The organism is Streptomyces sp. NPDC045701, from assembly GCF_056432045.1.
Genome location: NZ_JBWKJV010000010.1, coordinates 167,562 through 184,798, shown reverse-complemented (window position 1 = coordinate 184,798; position 17,237 = coordinate 167,562). Strand labels below are relative to the sequence as shown.

Annotated in this window: 15 protein-coding genes; 9 read left to right on the top strand and 6 right to left on the bottom strand. The window is 74.7% G+C overall.

The window, feature by feature from the left end:
- Positions 1-165: 165 nt before the first annotated feature.
- Positions 166-429 carry a hypothetical protein gene (locus AC07DW_RS14880; RefSeq protein WP_478858044.1) on the top strand — a complete coding sequence of 88 codons (264 nt, stop codon included), beginning with the start codon at positions 166-168 and terminating at the stop codon, positions 427-429.
- 128 nt (positions 430-557) lie between these two features.
- Here the strand turns inward: AC07DW_RS14880 and AC07DW_RS14875 are convergent, their stop codons facing one another.
- The 3 genes from AC07DW_RS14875 to AC07DW_RS14865 are packed head-to-tail and all read right to left on the bottom strand — an operon-like array spanning position 558 to position 3,506.
- Positions 558-1,754, bottom strand: a complete 1,197-nt coding sequence (locus AC07DW_RS14875; protein ID WP_478858043.1) for a CaiB/BaiF CoA transferase family protein — start codon at positions 1,752-1,754, stop codon at positions 558-560.
- A gap of 34 nt (positions 1,755-1,788) precedes the next feature.
- Positions 1,789-2,571: an ABC transporter permease gene (locus tag AC07DW_RS14870; RefSeq protein ID WP_478858042.1), complete on the bottom strand. Its 783-nt coding sequence runs from the start codon at positions 2,569-2,571 to the stop codon at positions 1,789-1,791.
- Positions 2,568-3,506: an ATP-binding cassette domain-containing protein gene (locus tag AC07DW_RS14865; protein ID WP_478858041.1), complete on the bottom strand. Its 939-nt coding sequence runs from the start codon at positions 3,504-3,506 to the stop codon at positions 2,568-2,570. The genes AC07DW_RS14870 and AC07DW_RS14865 overlap by 4 nt, the downstream gene beginning before the upstream one ends.
- 62 nt (positions 3,507-3,568) lie before the next feature.
- Between AC07DW_RS14865 and AC07DW_RS14860 the strand changes: the two genes are divergently transcribed.
- The gene (locus AC07DW_RS14860; protein WP_478858040.1) at positions 3,569-4,276 is read left to right on the top strand and encodes a TetR/AcrR family transcriptional regulator C-terminal domain-containing protein; all 708 of its coding nucleotides are present in this window, start codon (positions 3,569-3,571) and stop codon (positions 4,274-4,276) included.
- 87 nt (positions 4,277-4,363) lie between these two features.
- Here the strand turns inward: AC07DW_RS14860 and AC07DW_RS14855 are convergent, their stop codons facing one another.
- From AC07DW_RS14855 to hmgA, 3 genes are read right to left on the bottom strand one after another with little or no spacing between them, the layout of a single operon-like run.
- Positions 4,364-5,563 (bottom strand): type ISP restriction/modification enzyme, encoded by a 1,200-nt coding sequence (locus AC07DW_RS14855; protein ID WP_478858039.1) that lies wholly within the window; start codon positions 5,561-5,563, stop codon positions 4,364-4,366.
- Positions 5,564-5,603: 40 nt separating this feature from the next.
- Positions 5,604-6,353: a GntR family transcriptional regulator gene (locus tag AC07DW_RS14850; RefSeq protein ID WP_478858038.1), complete on the bottom strand. Its 750-nt coding sequence runs from the start codon at positions 6,351-6,353 to the stop codon at positions 5,604-5,606.
- A 12-nt stretch (positions 6,354-6,365) separates the two neighbouring features.
- The gene (hmgA, locus tag AC07DW_RS14845; protein ID WP_478858037.1) at positions 6,366-7,688 is read right to left on the bottom strand and encodes a homogentisate 1,2-dioxygenase; all 1,323 of its coding nucleotides are present in this window, start codon (positions 7,686-7,688) and stop codon (positions 6,366-6,368) included.
- A 146-nt stretch (positions 7,689-7,834) separates the two neighbouring features.
- Here hmgA and AC07DW_RS14840 point away from each other — a divergent pair, with 146 nt between their 5' ends.
- The 7 genes from AC07DW_RS14840 to AC07DW_RS14810 all read left to right on the top strand — a co-directional run bounded on the left by AC07DW_RS14840 (position 7,835) and on the right by AC07DW_RS14810 (position 17,195).
- The gene (locus AC07DW_RS14840; RefSeq protein ID WP_478858036.1) at positions 7,835-8,605 is read left to right on the top strand and encodes a TetR/AcrR family transcriptional regulator; all 771 of its coding nucleotides are present in this window, start codon (positions 7,835-7,837) and stop codon (positions 8,603-8,605) included.
- Between the two features lie 94 nt (positions 8,606-8,699).
- Positions 8,700-10,937, top strand: coding sequence for a molybdopterin oxidoreductase family protein (locus AC07DW_RS14835; protein WP_478858035.1), 2,238 nt, complete (start codon positions 8,700-8,702; stop codon positions 10,935-10,937).
- Positions 10,938-11,069: 132 nt separating this feature from the next.
- Positions 11,070-12,455 (top strand): CitMHS family transporter, encoded by a 1,386-nt coding sequence (locus AC07DW_RS14830; RefSeq protein ID WP_478858034.1) that lies wholly within the window; start codon positions 11,070-11,072, stop codon positions 12,453-12,455.
- Positions 12,455-13,735 carry an MFS transporter gene (locus tag AC07DW_RS14825; protein ID WP_478858033.1) on the top strand — a complete coding sequence of 427 codons (1,281 nt, stop codon included), beginning with the start codon at positions 12,455-12,457 and terminating at the stop codon, positions 13,733-13,735. The genes AC07DW_RS14830 and AC07DW_RS14825 overlap by 1 nt, the downstream gene beginning before the upstream one ends.
- Before the next feature lie 387 nt (positions 13,736-14,122).
- On the top strand, positions 14,123-14,596 hold the full coding sequence (locus AC07DW_RS14820; RefSeq protein WP_478858032.1) for a DUF3574 domain-containing protein: 474 nt from the start codon (positions 14,123-14,125) through the stop codon (positions 14,594-14,596).
- 102 nt (positions 14,597-14,698) lie between these two features.
- Positions 14,699-16,093 (top strand): aldehyde dehydrogenase family protein, encoded by a 1,395-nt coding sequence (locus AC07DW_RS14815; protein WP_478858031.1) that lies wholly within the window; start codon positions 14,699-14,701, stop codon positions 16,091-16,093.
- A gap of 22 nt (positions 16,094-16,115) precedes the next feature.
- Positions 16,116-17,195: a zinc-binding dehydrogenase gene (locus AC07DW_RS14810; RefSeq protein ID WP_478858030.1), complete on the top strand. Its 1,080-nt coding sequence runs from the start codon at positions 16,116-16,118 to the stop codon at positions 17,193-17,195.
- The last annotated feature ends 42 nt before the right edge of the window (positions 17,196-17,237 follow it).

Below are 17,237 nucleotides of genomic sequence, written 5' to 3'. Positions count from 1 at the left end.
GCAAAGCGCGTGTCCAACTCGCCCTGGAATCAAACGTATTCGGAGGGTAGTCGTCAACCCTCGTACATGTGTGGTGAATCCCTTCACCGGGATACACGCATGAGATGCGGGGACGATAGGGTTAATCTGCAGCGGCCGGGTGCCCTCGTACGGGTGGGGAGTGACATGGAACAGATAACGGTGCGCAGCAGGCCTCGGGTGCCTGCGATCACGTGCGGGAGCAGCGCGACCAGTACGCGCCTCGACCGCCACCTCGCGGTGCTGGGCGGTCCTGCCGTCCCGCAGCGCGAGACTGTCGAAGCGACGTTGCTGATGCGGGAGTTGACGTCACGTGATGTCGCCCACACCCGTATGAGCAAGAGCGCGCGCGTCCGGCTCTTCGCGCCGCTGCGCCGCCTGCGCCGCTCGCTCTTCGGCAACCACGCCTGACGACGTCACCCCGCTCGCCCGCACCCCTCGGAAGCCACCGCGCCCATCGTCCCGGCCACGGTCCGCTGTCGGCGTCCGGCAGGGGTGGGGCCGCGCCGGGGCGTCCCGGCGCAGGCCGCCCGGGCGCGTCACGCCACCACCCCCTCCCGCCGCAGCTCGACCCGGACGTCCTCCGGGACGCCCAGCTCCCGCAGCACCGCCTCCGTGTGCTCGCCCAGCGCGGGCACGGCGCCCATCCGTGACTCCGGTCCGCCCGGAAGCGTGATCGGCGGGAGCATCGCCCGCAGCGGACCCACCGCCGTGTCCACCTCCCGCCACCGGTCACGGGCCGCGAGCTGAGGGTGGGCCGCCACGTCCGCGACCGAGTTGAGGCGGGCGCACGCGATGCCCGCCGCCTCCAGCCGGCCGATCGCCTCCGCCGTGCCCAGCCCGGCCAGCGCCTCGCCCACCACCGCGTCCGTCCTCGCCCGGTGCGCCACCCGCGCCGTGTTCGTGGCGAACGCCGGGTCGTCGCCCAGCTCCGGGCGGCCCAGCACCCGTTCCGCCAGTCGCCGCCACTCCCGGTCGTTCTGCACCGACAGCAGCACCTGGCCCCCGTCGCCCGTCGGGTACGCGTCGTAGGGTGCGATGACGGCGTGCGCGAGCCCCGTACGCGCGGGGGCCTCGCCTCCGTGCATGCCGTGGTGCAGGGGATGGCCCATCCACTCCGCGAGCGACTCCAGCATGGAGATCTCCACGGGGCCGCCCCGCCCCGTCGTCGCCCGCCGCAGCAACGCCGCCAGCACTCCCGAGAAGGCGTACATGGCCGCCGCGACGTCGGCGGCCGGGATTCCCGCCTTGACGGGCCGGTCGGGCGTCCCGGTCACCGACACGAGCCCCGCCTCGCACTGCACGAGCATGTCGTACGCCCGCTTGTGCGCGTACGGGCCGCCCGCCCCGTACCCCGAGACGTCCACCGCCACGAGCCGCGGGTGGGCCGCGCACAGCGTCGCCGCGTCCAGGCCCAGCCGGGCCGCCGCCCCCTGCGCCAGGTTCTGCACGAACACGTCCGCGCCCGCGACCAGGCGGCGGACGACGTCGATGCCGCGCGGGTCCTTGAGGTCCACGGCCACCGACTCCTTGCCCCGGTTGCACCAGACGAAGTGCGAGGCGAGGCCGCCGGCGGCGGTGTCGTAACCCCGCGCGAAGTCACCGCCGTCCGGGCGCTCGACCTTGATGACCCGGGCGCCCAGGTCGGCGAGCTGGCGCGTGGCGAACGGCGCGGAGACGGCCTGCTCGACGGCGACGACGGTGATGCCTTCGAGCGGCAGCGGCAAAGTGTTCATGACAGCCGTACCTATCGTGTACGTGCCATCTTTGTCACCCCTCCGCGGTGGCGTACCTGCGCACCGCGAGTGGCACGCACACCGCCAGCAGCAGTAGCGACCAGCCGACCGCCCCCGCCACCGGGTGGGCGACCGGCCAGGCGGCGCCCTCGGGCACGGGCGCGTTGCCGAACAGGTGGCGCACCGCCGTCGCCACCGCCGAGATCGGGTTCCACTCGGCGACCGTCCGCAGCCCGTCGGGCAGGCCGTCGGCCGGGAGATACGCGTTCGACAGCAGCGGCAGGACGAACGTGGCGCTGCCCAGCTGGCCGGCCGCCTCCTCGCTCCGGGACGCGAGCCCGAGCAGGATGCCGATCCAGGTGGCGGCGAAGCGGAACAGCAGCAGCAGCCCGAAGGCGCCCAGCGCCGCGAGCGGGCCGCCGTTCATCCGCCAGCCCATCGCCAGCCCCACCAGGACCAGCGGGACCAGCCCGGCGGCCGCGGTCAGCAGATCGGCGGCCGCCTGCCCCAGCGGCACGGCCACCCGGCTCATCGGCAGCGTGCGGAAGCGGTCCATCACGCCCCGGTGGGAGTCCTGGGCGGCGGTGAACATCCCGGTCATGATGCCGTTGGCGACCGTGGCGACCAGCATCCCGGGCACCAGGAACGCGCGGTACTCGGTGCCCGGCATGGCCAGCGCGCTGCCGAAGACGTACCCGAAGAAGAGCAGGAACACGATCGGCATCGTCTGGGTCAGGACGAGGATCGCCGGCGCGTGCCGGAGGCGCTGGAGGTGGCGTCCGAGGACGGCGCCGCCGTCGTGCAGGACCGTGCTCATACCGGCGGCTCCAGGCGGGCGGTGAGGCGGAGGAACACCTCGTCGAGGGTGGGTGGGCGGAGGGCGGCGTCGACGATCAGGACGCCCGAGGCGTCCAGTTCGCGCACGATGCGGGGCAGGGTGAGGGTCGGATCGGTGGTGACGGCGCCCACGGTGCGGGCGTCCCCGTCGAGGGCGGGCTCGGAGCCGGTGAGCCGGTCGAGGACGGCCGCGGCGGCGTTCAGACCGGACGGGTCGGCGACGACGACCTCGGCGTAACTGCCGATCATCGCCTTGAGCTGTGCCGGTGTGCCGGTGTGCGCGGCCCGCCCCTCGTCGATGAGGACGATGTCGTCGGCGAGCTGGTCGGCCTCCTCCAGGTACTGGGTGGTGAGCAGCACGGTCGTGCCCTGGGACGCCACGTCCCGTACGGCGTCCCGGATCGTGTTCCGGCTGCGCGGGTCGAGGCCGGTCGTCGGTTCGTCGAGGAACAGGACCGCGGGGCGGACGAGCAGGCCGGCGGCCAGGTCCAGCCTGCGCCGCATGCCACCGGAGTACGTCCGGGCCGGGCGCCCGGCGGCCTCCACGAGCCCGAACCGTTCCAGCAGTTCGTCGGCGCGGGCGCGGGGCGCGCGCAGCAGGCGGGCGAACAGGCGCAGGTTCTCGCGGCCGGTGAGGTCGCCGTCGACGGAGGTGTACTGGCCGGTGACGCCGATGGACCGGCGTACGGCTGCGGCCTCACGCACCACGTCGTGGCCGGCGATCCGGGCGCTGCCGGCGTCGGGGGAGGTGAGCGTGGTGAGGACCCGTACGGCGGTCGTCTTGCCCGCGCCGTTGGGCCCGAGGACGCCGCAGACCGTGCCTTCCGGGACGGCGAGATCGAGGCCGCGCAGGGCGCGGACGTCGCCGTAACGCTTCTCCACACCTTCACTAAGTACAGCGTACGTAGTTGTCATGGGTCGACCGTACTGCACTACGTACGCTGTACGTAACTAGGATGGGGGCGAGGTGATGATCGATGGCGGGCCGAGCGGCCGTACCGGAAGTGATCTGGGCACGCCCCGAGCGCACGGGCCGTGGCCCCAAGCCTGCGTACCGCCGCGCCGACATCGCCGCGGCGGCGGTCGCCGTCGCGGACGCCGACGGCATCGACGGGCTGTCCATGCGGCGGGTCGCGGCCGAGCTGGGCTGCGGCACCATGTCGCTCTACAACTACGTGACGGGCAAGGCGGACTTGTACGAGCTGATGGTCGACGCGGTCAGCGGGGAGTACGACCTGCCGGACACGCCCCTCGGCGACTGGAAGGCCGACATGATGGCGCTGGGCCGGCAGACCCGGGCCATCGTGCTCCGCCACCCGTGGCTCACCCGGGTGATGTCGACCGTCTACGGCGTCAGCCCCAACGCCCTGCGGTACCTGGAGTACTGCCTCGGCCGGCTGGAGCCGCTCGACGTGCCCGGCGGCGCCAAGCTGGAGCTGATCGCGATGGTCAACGGCACCGCCATGACCACCGTCGCGAACGAGCTGGCCCTCGCGGAGCGCACCCGCTCGCTGCCGTGGTCCGAGGAGCAGGAGCAGGCCGTGCGCGCCGCCTATCTGGGGCGGGAGGTGGCGAGCGGGGCGTACCCGCGCCTCGCCGAGCTGCTCGCCGGGGCGCCCGCGCCGGACGACGCCGCCGAGGCCTTCGACCGCGCGCTGCGGCGCCTGCTGGACTCCTTCGGCTGACCCCGGCCCGCCGCGCCGCCCCGGTCCGGCTCCGCCTCGCCGGCCTGCTTCTCGGCCGGGCCGGGCCCGGCTCGCCGCTCCGGCCGGCTACAGCAGGGCAAGCTGGCCCTCGGGGCCCTCTTCCTCCCGGTCCAGCACGGAGGCGGGGCGGCGCGCCGCGCCGGGCGGGGGCAGCACGCCCGCCGCGCCGAGCTCGGTCCGGGTGAGCAGCGCCGTGCCGGACAGGTCAGGACGGTCCGCCTCCAACTGGGCCTGGAGGGCCAGCACGGTGATCAGCTCCAGCAGCTCCGACGTCCACTCCTGGAGCCACGCGGCGGGGCGGATCGCCTCCAGGGTGCCGGGCTCGGCGGGGGCGGTACGGCGCTCGAACCAGAGCTCCAGCACCCGGATCCCGCCCACCCGGTACTCCCACGCCCCGGCCGGTACGGGCGAGATCCGGCCGCCGTCGCCGACCAGCAGCGCCTCGTCGCCCGCGTCGTACGCCAGGCCGTCCGGGCGGGCCGGGAGCGCGGCGCGGACGTAGGGGCGGCGCCCGCCGGGCAGCCGGGGGCGCTCCCCGCCCCGGGCGCCGCGCAGCTGGACGTCCGCCATGCGGCGGCCCAGCGCCACCCCGGCCGCCCAGACGGCCGGGTCGGCCGGCAGCGGGACGGCGCACCCGGCGGGGGAGGGCCGGGCGGCCGCCAGCGCCCAGGCCGGCAGGTCCTCGGGGTCGACCCCAATGCCGTACCGCCCGCGCAGCAGCTCCAGCAACCCGGGCGTGACGTTCGGCTCCCGCCCGCCGGGGCGCCGGTACAGCGGGCGGATGCGGCCCGGGCGGCCCGCCGGGGAGCGGCCGTCCGGCAACGCCGCCGTCACCAGCAGCGCGGGGCCCGCCGCCTGCGCCACGTACCCCTGCTCGACGGCGAACACCTGCCGCTCGTCGGCCACCCGCCACAGCTCCGGGCGGGCCGCGTCCAGCAGCCGGTGGTCCGGCAGCAGCCACTGCTCGTCGAACGGCCCGTAAGCCAGCCGCACCGGCTGCGGGCAGGGGCCGGCCTCCCGCGCGAGCCGGGCCGTCCCGGTCCGCCGGCCGGGCAGCGGAGCGACCGAACTCGTCGGCGTGCGCGCCCGGGTGGGCCGGAACAGGGCCTCCCGCTCGCCGTCCCGGGCCGCCACGAGCGCGTCCCAGCGGGCCCGCAGGGTGCGTACGTCAGGGGCGACGACCCAGGGGCGTCCCAGCCGCAGCGGCGCCACGGACCAGGGCATCAGGTCGTCGAGCAGCGGCACGTCATCCGTCACGGCCCGCATGCTAGTGACCACCCGCCGCCCCCTCCACCGCCGCCGGCGCTCAGTCCGCCTCCACCGTGACCGTGAAGGAGAACCGGTCGCCCCGGTAGCGGATGCGCGCCACGTCGACCACGCGGCCGACCTCGTCGTAGGTCACGCCCGTGTAGTGCAGGATCGGCGACAGCAGCGGGACCTGGAGCAGCTCGGCCGTCTCCGGGTCCGCCAGCCGGGCCTCCACGGTGTCGGTGATCCGGCTGATCCGCACCCCGACCGCGTCCCGCAGCACCTTCGTCATCGGCCACCGCTCCAGGTCGGCCAGGTCGATCCGGGCCGCGACCTCCGGCCGGACCGCGTTCTCGGCCCAGTTCGTCGGCTCGCCGCTCTCCCCGTCGCGGCGCAGCCGGCGGTAAGTGACCACTTCCGCCAGGTCCGGGAAGTGCTCGGCCAGCTCACTGGGGACCTTGTCCTCGCCGTGACCGAGGATCGTCGTCCGCTCGCCCGACTGCTGGGCCACGATCGCGTCGATCGAGCCCAGCAGCCGGCGCGGCGCGCTGCGCCGGGCGCCCGGCTCGATGAACGTGCCGCGCCGCCGGTGCCGGCTGATCAGCCCCTCCGCCTCCAGCTCCTTCAGCGCCTGCCGCATGGTCAGGACGCTGACGCCGTAGTGCGTGGCCAGCTGCTCCTCGGTGGGCAGGCGCAGCGAGGCGTCCGGCGCGCGCCCGAGTATGGAGGCGCGGAGGGACTGCGAGACCTGGTACCACAGGGGGAGCTTGCGGTTCAGGACCAGCGAGTCGGGGGCGAAAGCGGTCACGGGTACTCCGTACTACGGCCGAAAGTGGCGCTCAAGACCCTGCCACACGTCGTCGTACCCGCGCTGCAGGTGGTCGGCGCCCGCCGCCTGCGCGGTGGCCGTGACGGGCCAGCGCGTCTCGAACATGAACGCCAGGCCGTCGTCGATCCTCTGCGGCACCAGGTCCGCCGCGCTCGCCCTGTCGAACGTCTCCCGGTCGGGGCCGTGGGCCGACATCATGTTGTGCAGCGAGCCGCCGCCCGGCACGAAGCCCTCGGCCTTGGCGTCGTACGCGCCCTCGATCAGGCCCATGTACTCGCTCATCACATTGCGGTGGAAGTACGGCGGGCGGAAGGTGTCCTCGCCGACCAGCCAGCGCGGCGCGAAGACCACGAAGTCGACGCCCGCCAGCCCCGGGGTGTCGGACGGCGAGGTGAGCACCGTGAAGATCGACGGGTCCGGGTGGTCGTACGAGATGGTCCCGATGACGTTGAAGGCGCGCAGGTCGTAGACGTAGGGGACGTGGTTGCCGTGCCAGGCGACGACGTCGAGCGGCGAGTGGTCGTACGTCGCGGTCCACAGGTTGCCGCAGAACTTGTTCACCACCTCCACCTCGCCCTCCACGTCCTCGTACGCGGCGACCGGCGCCCGGAAGTCCCGGGGGTTGGCCAGCCCGTTGGCGCCGATCGGGCCCAGGTCGGGGAGCTGGAACGGCCGGCCGTAGTTCTCGCACACGTACCCGCGCGCCGTCCCGTCGAGCAGCTCGACGCGGAAGCGGACTCCGCGCGGGACCAGCGCGACCTCGCCGGGACGGGCGGTGAGGACGCCCAGCTCGGTGCGGAGCAGCAGGCCGCCGCGCTCGGGGACGATCAGCAGCTCGCCGTCGGCGTCGCTGAAGACCCGGTCCATGGAGGCGTTGGCGTGGTAGAGGTGCACGGCCATGCCGGTGCGCTGCGCCGCGTCGCCGTTGCCGCCCAGCGTCCACAGACCGGCCAGCCAGTCGGTGCCGGGCGCCGGGTCGGGGAGCGGGTTCCAGCGCAGCCGGTTGGGGTCCGGCACGGTCTCGGTGAAGGGCGCGGTGCGCACGGCCCCGTTGTCGGTGCGCGTGAAGGGCGGGTGGGCGGCCGACGGGCGGATCCGGTAGAGCCACGAGCGCTGGTTGTGGGAGCGCGGTTCGGTGAAGGCGGAGCCGCTCAACTGCTCGGCGTACAGGCCCAGCGGTGCGCGCTGGGGCGAGTTCCGGCCGAGCGGCAGGGCGCCGGGAACGGCCTCGGAGCTGTGCTCATTGCCGAAGCCGGTGGAGTACTCCAAGGCCTCCGCGATCTTCTTCGCCTGTTCGGTGACATCGCTCGTCATCGTCGCCCGCTCCTGTCGCTCGGCCTGCTCGGATGGAATCCTATGTATGACCGTAGGATTCGAAGGAGCCCGCGTCAACGGGGGTGGGACTTGGACGGTGGCCGGACGCCACGGGTTCCCGCCGCGCGGCGCGGCATCATGGACCCGTGTCCCCGCCGCCGTCGCCCCCGCTGCGCCGTACGCCGGTGCAGCGGCGCAGTGCCGAGCGCCTGGCCCGGATCCTCGACGCCTGCGCGCAGCTCATCGAGGAGGCCGGTTACGAGGAGCTGAGCACGCGGGACGTGGCGGCGCGGGCCGGCGTGCCGATCGGATCGGTCTACCGCTTCTTCTCCGGCAAGCGCGCCATGGCCGCCGCGCTCGCCCACCGCAACCTGGAGCGCTACGCCGAGCGCGTGGCGGCCCGGCTGGCGGGGCGGCCGGACCTCGACGCGCACGGCGCCGTCGACTGCGTGCTCGACGAGTACCTCGCCATGCGGCGCACGGTGCCCGGCTTCGCGCTCGTCGACTTCGGCGTCCCCGCCCCGGCGCCCGCTGCCACGCCGGCCCCGGCCCACGTGTCCGCCCCCGCTGCCACGCCGGCCCCGGCCCACGCGTCCGCCCCCGCTGCCGCGCCGGCCCCGGCGCCCGTACCGCCGCCCGTGACCGGCGAAGGGCCGGGCGGCCACGGCCACGGCCCCGGCCGCGACGGTCCGGTGACCGACGCCAACCACCTCGTCGCCGACCGGATCCGCGGCCTGCTCGCCGGTCACCTCCGCGACCCCGGCGGTGACGTGCCGCGGCGCAAGGTGCTCGTGGCGGTCGAGGCCACCGACGCGCTGCTGCGGCTCGCCTTCCGGGCCGGCCCGCCGGGGGACCCCGAGCTGATCGCCGAGACCCGCGCCCTGCTCCACGCCTACCTGGCGCCCGTTCTGCGCTGAACCATCGCCACCGTGCGTACCGGTCGGTATGCTCGCCGGTGTCTGCGAGTCACGCCACCGCGGCCCCACGGCTGCCGCGCCCCGGGAGGCCTCCATGCCCACCGCCCCGCGTATCTGTCCGCTCTGCGAAGCCACCTGCGGGCTCACCCTCACCATCGACGGGACGCGCGTCACCGGCGCGCGCGGCGACCGGGACGACGTCTTCAGCCAGGGGTTCATCTGCCCCAAGGGCGCGTCGTTCGGCGAGCTGGACGCCGACCCGGACCGCCTGCGGACCCCGCTCGTACGCGGCGAGGACGGCAGCCTCCGGGAGGCCGCCTGGGAGGAGGCGTTCGACCTGATCGCCCGCCGGCTGCCGCCACTGGTCGAGCGGCACGGCGCCGACGCCGTCGGGGTCGTCCTCGGCAACCCCAACGTCCACACCATGGCCGGCGCCCTCTACCCGCCCGTCCTGCTCGGCGCCCTGCGCACCCGCAACCTGTTCACCGCGTCCACCCTCGACCAGATGCCCAAGCACGTCTCCAGCGGGCTGATGTTCGGCGACGCGTTCGCCATCCCCGTGCCGGACCTGGACCGCACCGCCCACCTGCTGGTCATCGGCGCCAACCCGCTGGACTCCAACGGCAGCCTGTGCACCGCCCCCGACTTCCCCGGCAAACTCAAGGCGCTGCGCGAACGCGGCGGCACCCTCACCGTCGTCGACCCGCGCCGCACCCGCACCGCGCGCCTCGCCGACCGGCACGTCGCCATCCGCCCCGGCACCGACGCGCTGCTGCTCGCCGCCCTGGTCCACGTGCTGTACGAGGAGGGCCTCACCGACCTCGGGGCGCTCGCCGGGCACGTCCAGGGCGTCGAAGAGGTCGGGGCCGCCGTACGGGACTTCACGCCCGAGGCGGTCGCCGGCGTGTGCGACGTGGACGCCGGCACCGTCCGGGCGCTCGCCCGCGAGCTGGCGGCGGCACCGGCCGCGGCCGTCTACGGGAGGGTCGGCGGCAGCACCGTCGCGTACGGCACCCTCACCAACTGGCTGGTCGACGTGCTCAACGTCCTCACGGGCAACCTCGACCGGCCCGGCGGCGCCATGTTCCCGCTCTCCGCCACCGTCCCGGCACCCCGCCCGGCGGGCCCCGGCAAGGGCTTCGCGCTCGGCCGCTGGGCGAGCCGCGTCTCCGGCCACCCCGAGGCCAAGGGCGAACTGCCGATGGCCGCCCTGGCGGAGGAGATCGAGACCCCCGGCGAGGGCCGCGTCCGCGCGCTCGTCGCCATCGCCGCCAACCCCGTCCTCTCCGCCCCCGACGGCGACCGCCTCGACCGCGCCCTCGGCACGCTGGACTTCATGGTCAGCGTCGATCCGTACCTCAACGAGACCTCGCGCCACGCGGACGTGATCCTGCCCCCGCCGCCGCCCGCCCAGAGCGCCCACTTCGACTTCGCGTTCAACGGGTTCGCCGTCCGCAACCAAGTCCGTTACACACCCGCGCCCGTACCGCTGGAGCCCGGCCGCATGGACGAGTGCGAGATCCACGCCCGGCTGATCCTCGCCGTGACGGGCCGGGGGCTCCCCCGCCCGGGCGAGGCCGGGAGCCCGGGAGAGCGGGGCCCCGACCCGTCCGCCGTCGACGACATGGTCATCGGCCGCACTCTCGCCAAGGCCGTCACCGAGCCCCACTCACCCGCCCACGGCCACGACCCCGAGGAGTACGCGGCACGGCTCACCGGCCGTACGGGCGCCGAACGGCGCCTGGACCTGATGCTGCGCCTCGGCCCGTACGGCCTGACCCTCGACCGGCTCCGCGCACACCCCCACGGCATCGACCTCGGCCCGCTGGAGCCGCGCGTCCCCCAGGTGCTGAAGACCCGCAGCGGGCGCGTCGAACTCCTGCCGGACCCCATCGCCGCCGACCTGCCCCGGCTGCGGGCGGCCCTGTCCGCGCCGGCCGACGCCCTCGTCCTCGTCGGCCGCCGCCACCTGCGCTCCAACAACAGCTGGATGCACAACGTGCCCACCCTCAACCGCGGCACCAACACCTGCACCCTCCAGGTGCACCCGGACGACGCGGACCGCCTGGGACTCACCGACGGCGCCCCCGCCCGCGTCAAGGCCGACGGCGGGGAGCTCACCGTCCCGGTGGAGGTCACCGAGTCCGTACGGCCGGGTGTGGTGAGCATCCCGCACGGCTGGGGCCACGACCGGCCCGGCACCCGAATGGCGGTCGCCGCCGGGCGCCCCGGCGTCAACGTGAACCAGCTCCTCGACGGCACCCGGCTCGACCCGCTGTCCGGCACCGCCGTGCTCAACGGCTTCCCCGTCCAGGTATCGGCGCTGCACTGACCGGTCCTGAGCTGGGGTTTTGCTCGTATTGCTCACGGGTCAACACCTTGTTAACGGCTCAGCGGGGCACCTAACGTCATCCGGACCGCCGGCCCTCCGGTGGAGTTCAAGGGTGAACGTTAGGTGTCCTCCATGCTGACAGTCCTCGGCTTCGCCATGATCGCGACCTTCCTGGTCCTGATCATGATGAAGAAGATGTCGCCGATCGCGGCGCTCGTCCTCATCCCCGCCCTCTTCTGCGTCCTCGTCGGACAGGGCGCCCGGCTCGGCGACTACGTCCTCGAAGGCGTCGGCAACCTCGCGCCCACCGCCGCGATGCTGATGTTCGCCATCGTCTACTTCGGCGTGATGATCGACGTCGGCCTCTTCGACCCGATCGTCCGGGGCATTCTGCGCTTCTGCAAGGCCGACCCGATGCGGGTCGTGGTCGGTACGGCGGTCCTCGCCGCGATCGTCTCGCTGGACGGCGACGGCTCGACCACCTTCATGATCACCGTCTCGGCGATGTACCCGCTCTACAAGCGTCTGAAGATGAGCCTGGTCGTGATGACCGGTGTCGCCGCCACCGCCAACGGCGTGATGAACACGCTGCCCTGGGGCGGCCCCACCGCCCGCGCGGCCACCGCGCTCAAGCTGGACGCCGGCGACATCTTCGTCCCGATGATCCCGGCCCTCGGTGCCGGCCTGCTGTTCGTCCTCGCCCTCGCCTACGTCCTGGGGCGGCGGGAGCGCACGCGCCTCGGCCACCTGACCCTGGACGAGGCCCTGGAGCCGCGCACCGAGACCGTGCCGGCCGCGGCCGGCGGCGGCGGAGGGGGGCGCCCCCCGGCCGCGGGCGGGCCCGCCGAAACCGCGCCGGGCGACGCGGAGGAGACCTTCCGGGGACTCGACCCGGACCGCCCCACCCTCCGTCCCCGGCTCTACTGGTTCAACGCGGCCCTCACCGTGGCCCTGCTCACCGCCATGATCATGGAACTGCTGCCCATCCCGGTGCTCTTCCTCATCGGCGCGGCCCTCGCCCTCACGGTCAACTTCCCGCACATGCCCGACCAGAAGGCCCGCATAGCGGCCCACGCCGACAACGTCCTCAACGTCGCCGGCATGGTCTTCGCCGCCGCCGTCTTCACCGGGGTCCTCACCGGCACCGGCATGGTCAAGCACATGGCCGACTGGCTCGTCGGCGCCGTCCCGGAGGCCCTGGGCCCGCACATGGCCCTCGTCACCGGCCTGCTGAGCCTGCCGCTGACGTACTTCATGTCCAACGACGGCTTCTACTTCGGCGTCCTGCCAGTCCTCGCCGAGGCCGGCGCCGCGCACGGCGTCTCCCCCCTGGAGATCGCCCGCGCCTCCCTGGTGGGCCAGGCCCTGCACATGTCCAGCCCGCTCGTGCCCGCCGTGTACGTCCTGGTCGGCATGGCCAAGGTCGAGTTCGGCGACCACACCCGGTTCACCGTCAAATGGGCGGCGCTCACCTCGCTGGTGGTGCTGGGCGCCGGGATACTCCTCGGCATCATCTGATGAAGCGGTACTGGCTGCTGCGCCTCGTCATCGCCTTCGGCCTCGCCCAGGCGGCGGTGTCGATGGCGCGGCCCGCCGTCTCGTACCGCGCCCTCTCGCTGGGCGCGGACGAGCGCGCGATCGGCGTCGTCGCGGGCGGGTACGCACTGCTGCCGCTGTTCGCCGCCGTACCGCTCGGGCGGAGGACCGACCGGGGGCGCTGCGCGCCCCTGCTGTTCGTGGGGGTGGTGCTGATCGCGGGCGGGTGCGCGCTGAGCGGGACGGCCGGCTCCCTGGCGGGGATGGCGGCGTGGAGCGGGGTCATGGGCCTCGGTCACCTGTGCTTCGTGATCGGTGCCCAGTCGCTGGTCGCCCGCCGGTCCGTCCCGGACGAACAGGACCGGGACTTCGGCCACTTCACCATCGGCGCCTCGCTCGGGCAGCTCGTGGGGCCGGTCGCGGCGGGGTTCCTCATCGGCGGCGACACGGGCCGCGACAGCGCCCTCGCCCTGGTCGTGTCGGCGGCCGTCGCCGCGGTGGCCCTCACCTCCCTCTGGCGGGTCGAGGACCGGGACGCGAACCATCGGCACGCGCGCGTGGAGCGGGACAGGGTCCCCGTCCACCGCATCCTGCGCACCCGGGGGGTGCCCGCCGGCATCTTCATCAGCCTCGCCGTGCTCTCCGCGACCGACATCCTGACCGCCTATCTGCCGGTCGTCGGCGAGCACCGGTCCATCCCGCCCGCGACGATCGGTCTGCTGCTGAGCCTGCGCGCCGCCGCCACCATCGCCTGCCGGCTGGTCATGACCCCGCTGATCCGGCTGCTGGGCCGTACCGCGCTGCTGACCCTGACCTGCCTGCTCGCCGGGGTGCTCTGCGCGGGCATCGCGCTGCCCGTCCCGGTGTGGGCGCTGGCCGGGATGCTGGCCGCGCTGGGGTTCTGCCTCGGGGCCGGCCAGCCGCTGTCGATGACGACCGTGGTCCGGGCCGCCCCCGAAGGGGCCCGCTCCACGGCCCTCGCCCTGCGCCTGACGGGCAACCGGCTCGGCCAGGTCGCGGCACCGGCGTCCGCCGGGCTGGTGGCCGGACTCGCCGGCACCGCCGCCCCGTTCGTGATGCTGGGCGCCCTGCTCCTGGCGGCGGCGACGCTGGGCGTACGGGTGGGGCGGGGACCCGGCGGTGGCCCCGGGCCCACGGGCGCGGCGGAGGCCGGCGGGGCGACCGGGGATGCGGGCGCGGGGACCGGCGGGGCGGCGGGGGACGCGGGGGAGGCGCGCGGCGGGGCGCGTCAGCGGGCCTGACGCCGGCCTGACCGGGCTGCTGGCCCTGGCAGGCCCGCACCACGCACGCGGCGGTCGCGGCGGGCGAGCGGGCAGGGGCGGGGCGGATCGCGCCGGGGCTGCGCGCCGACCTCACGGCGGTCGCCCTCGACCCGGTGCGCGCCCCCGCCGACGAGGTCGGCGACGCCCTCGTCCGGCTCGCCGTCTCGTCGGGCCGGGTGGCGCTCCGGGCCTTGGAGGACCGGGCCCGGGAGGACCCCCGGACGCGGAGCCGGGGGGCCGGGCCCCGGGGCGGGCGTCGCCGGCGCACCCGCCGTCGTCCGGGGCGGTGCGGCGTTTCGGCCGCCCCGGGGGGCGCGGGCTGTCAGAGTGGGCGGCGTCCCCGCTGCCGCCCGGAGAGGCCCCGCCATGCCGATGCTCACCACCACCCGCTCCCGCCTGGCGCTCACCACGGCGACCGTGCTGCTCGCGGCCGGCGCGCCCGCCGCGTACGCGGCCTTCGGCGACCGGGCCACCGGCGGTGGCACCGGTGCCGTGACCGCGGCCCGCGGCACGGCGTACGTGGAGACGCGGCTGCTCTTCGGGACCGAGCGGTCCGACGGCGGTCCGGCCGTCACGGACGCGCAGTTCATGGCCTTCGTCGACCGGGAGGTCACGCCCGCCTTCCCCGAGGGGCTGACCGTGCAGGAGGGGCGCGGGCAGTGGCGGGACGCGAGCGGCCGGATCGAGCGGGAGCGGTCGTACGAACTGATCCTGCTGTACCCGGCGGCGGAGGCCGGGGCGCGCGACCCGGGGGTCGAACGGATCCGCGGCGCCTACGAGCGCGCCTTCGGCCAGGAGTCGGTGGCCCGCCTCGACGAACGGACCTCGGTGGACTTCTGATGTGATGTGGTCGGTCCCACAGCCCCTGGCGCCGGAAAACTACCACCGCTAGTTTGGGTGGGGCGACCGACCACACAGGTCCGAAGGCCGAAGGAGAAGCGGATGAAGGCCCACGACGGGATGTACATCGACGGCGCCTGGCGGCCCGCCGCCGGGACCGGCACCATCGCGGTGGTGAACCCGGCCGACGAGCAGGTCATCGGCCACGTACCGGCCGGCACGGCCGAGGACGTCGACGCCGCGGTCCGGGCCGCCCGCGCCGCGCTGCCGGCGTGGGCCGCCACCGCGCCGGCCGACCGGGCCGCCCGGATCACCGCCCTGCGCGACGCCCTGGCCGCCCGCCAGGACGAGATCGCCGCGACCGTGACGGCGGAACTCGGCGCCCCGCCGCAGGCGGCCCAGGCCATCCACGCCGGCCTCCCCGTCGTCGTCGCCGGGACGTACGCGGACCTGGCCGCCTCGTACTCCTTCGAGGAGAAGGCCGGGAACTCCACCGTCCTGCTGGAACCGGTCGGCGTGGTGGGCGCCATCACCCCCTGGAACTACCCGCTGCACCAGATCGTCGCCAAGGTGGCACCCGCCCTGGCCGCCGGGTGCACGATCGTCCTCAAGCCCGCCGAGGACACCCCCCTGACCGCCCAGCTGTTCGCCGAGGCCGTGGACGCGGCCGGACTGCCCGCCGGCGTGTTCAACCTGGTGACGGGCCTCGGCCCGGTCGCCGGCCAGGCCCTCGCCGAGCACGACGGCGTCGACATGGTCTCCTTCACCGGCTCCACCGCCGTCGGCAGCCGGATCGGCGCCCTGGCCGGCGCGGCCGTCAAGCGCGTGGCCCTGGAGCTGGGCGGCAAATCCGCCAACGTCATCCTGCCCGGCGCCGACCTCGCCAAGGCGGTCGGCGTGGGCGTGGCCAACGTCATGTCCAACTCCGGTCAGACGTGCAGCGCCTGGACCCGGATGCTCGTCCCCCGCGACCGGCACGAGGAGGCCGTCGCCCTCGCCGCCCAGGCCGTCGCCAAGTACGTGCCGGGCGAGCGCATCGGCCCGCTCGTCAACGCCAAGCAGCAGGAACGGGTGCGCGGCTACATCGAGAAGGGCATCGCCGAAGGCGCCCGGCTCGTCGCCGGCGGCCCCGAAGCCCCTCGCGACAAGGGCTACTACGTCAGCCCCACCGTCTTCGCGGACGTCACGCCCGAGATGACCATCGCCCAGGAGGAGATCTTCGGCCCGGTCGTCTCGATCCTGCCGTACGAGGACGAGGACGACGCCCTGCGGATCGCCAACGGCACCGTGTACGGCCTCGCCGGCGCGGTGTGGGCGGCCGACGACGAGACGGCCGTCGCCTTCGCGCGCCGCATGGAGACCGGCCAGGTCGACATCAACGGCGGCCGGTTCAACCCGCTCGCCCCCTTCGGCGGCTACAAGCGCTCGGGCGTCGGGCGCGAGCTGGGCACGCACGGCCTCGCCGAATACCTCCAGACCAAGTCCCTTCAGTTCTGACCGAAACCGGGAGACAACGATCGTGGTCCGCGCCGCCGTCCTGCCCGCCATAGGTGCTCCTCTGGAGATCACCCGCATCGAACTCCCGGAGCCCGGCCCCGGTCAGGTGAGGATCCGCCTCGCCGCGGCCGGTGTCTGCCACTCCGACCTGTCCCTGTCCAACGGCACCATGCGGCTGCCCGTCCCCGCCGTCCTCGGTCACGAGGGCTCCGGGACCGTGCTCGCCGTGGGCGAGGGCGTCGGCCACATCGCCCCCGGCGACGCCGTCGTGCTCAACTGGGCGCCGTCCTGCGGCACCTGCCACCCCTGCACGCTGGGCGAGGTGTGGCTCTGCGCCGACGCGCTCACCGGCGCGGCGAGGATCCACGCCGTCGCGGAGGACGGCAGGGACCTCCACCCGGGCCTGAACGTCGCCGCGTTCGCCGAGGAGACCGTGGTGCCCGCCGCCTGCGTGCTGCCCGCCCCCGACGGCGTGCCGCTGGCCGATGCCGCCCTGCTGGGCTGCGCCGTCCTCACCGGGTACGGGGCCGTCCACCACTCCGCACGGGTGCGCGAGGGCGAGTCGGTCGTGGTGTTCGGCGTCGGCGGGGTGGGCCTCGCCACCCTCCAGGCCGCCCGCATCGCCGGCGCGGGGACGATCATCGCGGTCGACGTGTCGCCCGAGAAGGAGGCGCTCGCCCGGCAGGCCGGCGCCACCGAGTACCTGGTCGCCTCCGAGACCACCGCCAGGGAGGTGCGCAGGCTCACCGGGGGCCATGGCGCCGACGTGGCCGTCGAGTGCGTCGGCCGCGCCGTCACCATCCGTACCGCCTGGGAGTCCACCCGGCGCGGCGGCCGCACCACGGTCGTCGGCATCGGCGGCAAGGACCAGCAGGTGACGTTCAACGCCCTGGAGGTCTTCCACTGGGGCCGCACGCTCTCCGGCTGCGTGTACGGCAACTCCCGCCCGGCCGAGGATTTGCCGGCCATCGCCGCGCACATCCGGGCCGGGCGCTTCGACCTGGCCGCGCTGGTCACCGAGCGGATCGCGCTGGACGGCATCCCGGCGGCGTTCGACAACATGATCGCCGGCAAGGGCGGACGGGCCCTGGTGGTCTTCTAGGGAGTGTCCCAAGGTATCGGCGTCCGCCCCGAGGATGGGGCG